General features: G+C 73.8%; 4 protein-coding genes. All 4 read right to left on the bottom strand.

The window, feature by feature from the left end:
• A partial coding sequence (locus ABT254_RS46400; RefSeq protein ID WP_351483749.1) for an aldo/keto reductase occupies positions 1-359 on the bottom strand: 359 nt, incomplete at its 3' end.
• Between the two features lie 22 nt (positions 360-381).
• Positions 382-1,419: a sugar kinase gene (locus tag ABT254_RS46395; RefSeq protein WP_351483748.1), complete on the bottom strand. Its 1,038-nt coding sequence runs from the start codon at positions 1,417-1,419 to the stop codon at positions 382-384.
• On the bottom strand, positions 1,416-2,048 hold the full coding sequence (locus tag ABT254_RS46390) for a bifunctional 4-hydroxy-2-oxoglutarate aldolase/2-dehydro-3-deoxy-phosphogluconate aldolase (RefSeq protein ID WP_351483747.1): 633 nt from the start codon (positions 2,046-2,048) through the stop codon (positions 1,416-1,418). Before ABT254_RS46390 ends, ABT254_RS46395 begins: the two co-directional genes overlap by 4 nt.
• Positions 2,045-2,461, bottom strand: a 417-nt coding sequence (locus ABT254_RS46385; protein WP_351483746.1) for an SDR family oxidoreductase, incomplete at its 5' end; no start/stop codon positions are given. The genes ABT254_RS46390 and ABT254_RS46385, both read right to left, overlap by 4 nt.

The following is a 2,461-nucleotide window of genomic DNA, read 5'->3' as shown; positions in this document are numbered from 1 at the left end:
CGCAGGACGCCGTCGCGGCTGAAGTCCCAGTGCCGGCGCAGGTCGTCGCGGACGACGAAGCCCTGGTCGTCGACGCCCCGTGGATGCTCGTTGGGCACCAGGAGGCGGCCCACCTTGGAGGAGAGGACGTACTGGTCGCGGGGCCGGTCGTGCAGGGCGGCGCCGAGCCGGCGTTCGGCAAGGCCCAGGCCGTAGTGGGGTGCGGTGTCGAAGTAGCGGATGCCAGCCTGCCAGGCGGCGTCGACGGCGGCTGCCGCCTCGTGTGCCGGGGTGACGCGGTAGAGGTTGCCGATCACGGAGGCGCCGAAGCCGAGTTCGGTGATCTCGACGGGGGTGTGAGGGATCTTCCGGCGGTGCAAGAGAGGCTCCTGAGGGGGTGGTTCAGCGTCGGACGTGGGCCGAGCCGCCGGCGATGAGGGCCTCGACCTCGGTGAGGGTGGCCATGGAGACGTCGCCGGGGGTGGTCATGGCGAGGGCGCCGTGGGCGGTGCCGTAGGCCAGGGCCTGTTCCAGGGGGTGGCCGGCGAGCAGGCCGTGGATGAGTCCGGCGGCGAAGGCGTCGCCGGAGCCGATGCGGTCCAGGACGTGCAGGCCGGGCATGACCGGTCCGGTGAGGTAGCCGGTCTCGGCGGACCAGGCGGCCGAGGACCAGTCGTTGACGCCCGCCGAGGGCACCTCGCGCAGGGTCGTGGCCAGCACGTGGGCGTCGGGCAGCAGGTCGGCAACCTCCGCGAGCGCGCCCGGCACCTCGTGCGCCCGGAAGCGCTCGGCGCCTGGATGCGCGCCGGCCAGGCCCAGGGCGCCGACGACGACGTCGGCGTGGCGGGCCAGGCGCAGGTCGACCTCGCGGGCCCGCTCCGGTCCGCCGCGGCCGGCCCAGAGGCTGGGGCGGTGGTTGGGGTCGTAGGAGACGGTGACGCGGTGCCGGCGGGCGGCGGCCATGGCCTCGTCGGCGACGTCGACCGTGGTGTCGGACAGGGCGGCGAAGATGCCGCCGGTGTGGAACCAGCGCACCCCGGCCGAGAAGACCGTGTCCCAGTCGATGTCGCCCTTGCGCAGCTGGGAGACGGCGGTGTGGGCGCGGTCGCTGACGCCGAGCGCGCCGCGGATGCCGTAGCCGCGTTCGACGAAGTTCAGGCCGTTGCGGGCGGTGCGGCCGATGCCGTCGTCGGCCACCCAGCGGATCAGCGAGGTGTCGACACCGCCTTGCAGGATCAGGTCCTCGACCAGTCGGCCCACCGCGTTGTCGGCCAGCGCGGTCACGATGGCGGTGCGCAGGCCGAAGCAGCGGCGCAGCCCGCGCACGACGTTGTACTCGCCGCCGCCCTCCCACACCTGGAAGGTGCGGGCGGTACGGATGCGGCCCTCACCCGGGTCGAAACGCAGCATCACCTCACCGAGCGCGATCACATCGGTCATGGCGTGCTCCTTTCGACCGCGTCGGCGGTCAGCCGGCGGATCTCCGCATAGTCGCCGCTCTTGAGGAGAGCGGCGGTGGCCATCCAGCTGCCGCCCACCGCCAGCACCGCCGGGTCGGCCAGGTAGGCGGCCATCCGGTACGCGTCGATCCCGCCCGTCGGCACGAACCGCACCCCGGGAAACGGGGCCGCCAGCGCCCGCAGCGTGCGCAGGCCACCGAGGGGTTCGGCGGGGAAGAGCTTGACGGTGTCGAGGCCCGCCTTCAGGGCGCGCATCAATTCCGTGGCGGTGGCGATGCCGGGCACCACGGGCACCCCCAGCTCCCGGCACTTCGCGACGACGTCCTCGTCGAAGCCGGGCGAGACGACGAAGCGGGCCCCGGCCGCCACCGCCCGCTCCGCCTGCTCGGCGGTGAGCACCGTGCCCGCACCGACGGTGAGCCCACCGTGCGCGGCCATCACCTTCACGACCTGTTCGGCGTCCGGGGTGCGGAAGGTGACCTCCGCGCAGCGGGCGCCGCCCGCCGCGAGCGCGTCGGCCAGCGGGCCGGCACTCGCGGTGGACGGCACGACCAGCACCGGCAGGAGCCGCGCTCCGGCCAGTACCGAGGCCGGGTCGGTGCTGTTCATCGGCCCAGCCATCCGCCGTCCACGGGCAGGATCACGCCGTGGACGTAGGCGGCCGCGTCCGAGGCCAGGAACACGGTGGCGCCCGCGAGGTCGTCGGCGCTGCCCCAGCGTCCGGCCGGGATGCGGTCCAGGATCGCCTTGCTGCGCACCGGATCGTCCTGCAGCGCCTGAGTGTTGTCGGTGGCGATGTAGCCCGGCGCGATGGCGTTGACGTTCACCCCGTGCGGCGCCCACTCGTTGGCCAGCGCCTTGGTCAGACCCGCGACGCCGTGCTTGGCGGCGGTATAGCCGGGCACCGTGATGCCCCCCTGGAAACTCAGCAGCGAAGCGGTGAAGATGACCTTCCCCCGGCCGCGGGCCACCATCGCGGCACCGACCGCCCGGGTCAGCGCGAACTGCGCGTTCAGATTGAC

The organism is Streptomyces sp. NPDC001137, from assembly GCF_040298885.1.
In the GTDB taxonomy this organism is placed as follows: domain Bacteria; phylum Actinomycetota; class Actinomycetes; order Streptomycetales; family Streptomycetaceae; genus Streptomyces.
The sequence above is the reverse complement of the archived record's forward strand: the minus strand, read 5'-3'. Positions and strand labels throughout refer to the sequence as shown.

What these genes read in the sequence shown, in the direction of transcription:
- ABT254_RS46390 (WP_351483747.1), bottom strand. Translation starts at nt 2,048, where the DNA reads ATGAACAGCACCGACCCGGCCTCGGTACTGGCCGGAGCGCGGCTCCTG.
- ABT254_RS46395 (WP_351483748.1), bottom strand. Translation starts at nt 1,419, where the DNA reads ATGACCGATGTGATCGCGCTCGGTGAGGTGATGCTGCGTTTCGACCCG.